This window comes from Alcanivorax sp. HI0083, assembly GCF_001635175.1.
On sequence record NZ_LWFX01000149.1, the window covers coordinates 1 to 778 of the forward strand.

At 60.3% G+C, this 778-nt stretch carries 1 protein-coding gene; it reads left to right on the forward strand.

The genetic code is table 11. The features are described 5' to 3' along the window. Window positions 1–177: 177 nt before the first annotated feature. The coding region (locus A3754_RS01615; RefSeq protein ID WP_197468368.1) for an adenylosuccinate synthetase at window positions 178–778 on the forward strand (601 nt) is incomplete at its 3' end.

Sequence of the window (778 nt, forward strand, 5' to 3'; positions counted from 1 at the left end):
CACCGTTGCTGCCCTGCGTGAGCAGGGTGAGCGCGTGGTGCTGGCCTTGCCCGGCGCCGATAATGACCCGGCCGAGCTGGGATGCCAGCGTCGCCTGGTCGCCCAGGCCGATGGCTGGGTTGTGACCGACCTTTAAACCGAATTTCCTTTTTCCTGAACAGATGGCAGCAAGCAATCATGGGTAAGAACGTAGTCATTCTCGGCACCCAGTGGGGTGATGAAGGCAAAGGCAAGATCGTCGATTTATTGACCGATCAGGCTTCACTGGTAGCCCGCTTTCAGGGCGGCCATAACGCCGGCCACACCCTGGTGATCGATGGCAAGAAAACGGTCCTGCACCTGATTCCATCAGGCATTCTGCGCGAAGATGTGCAGTGCCTGATTGGTAACGGCGTGGTGCTTTCCCTGGAGGCGCTGCTCAAGGAAATCGGTGGCCTGGAAGATCAGGGTGTGCCGGTACGCGAGCGTCTGCGTCTGTCGGCGGCCTGCCCGCTGATCCTGCCGGTACACGTGGCGCTGGATCAGGCCCGTGAAGCGGCCCGCGGCAACAAAAAAATCGGCACCACCGGCCGTGGCATTGGCCCTGCCTATGAAGACAAGGTGGCTCGCCGGGGGCTGCGCCTGGGTGATGTGTACCAGCGCGAGCTGTTTGCCGCCAAGCTGGGCGAAGTGATGGATTACCACAACTTCGTTCTGCGCAGCTATTACAATGCCGAGCCAGTGGATTTCCAGAAAACCCTGGATGAAACCCTGCAACTGGGCGAAGACGTGCGCAGCA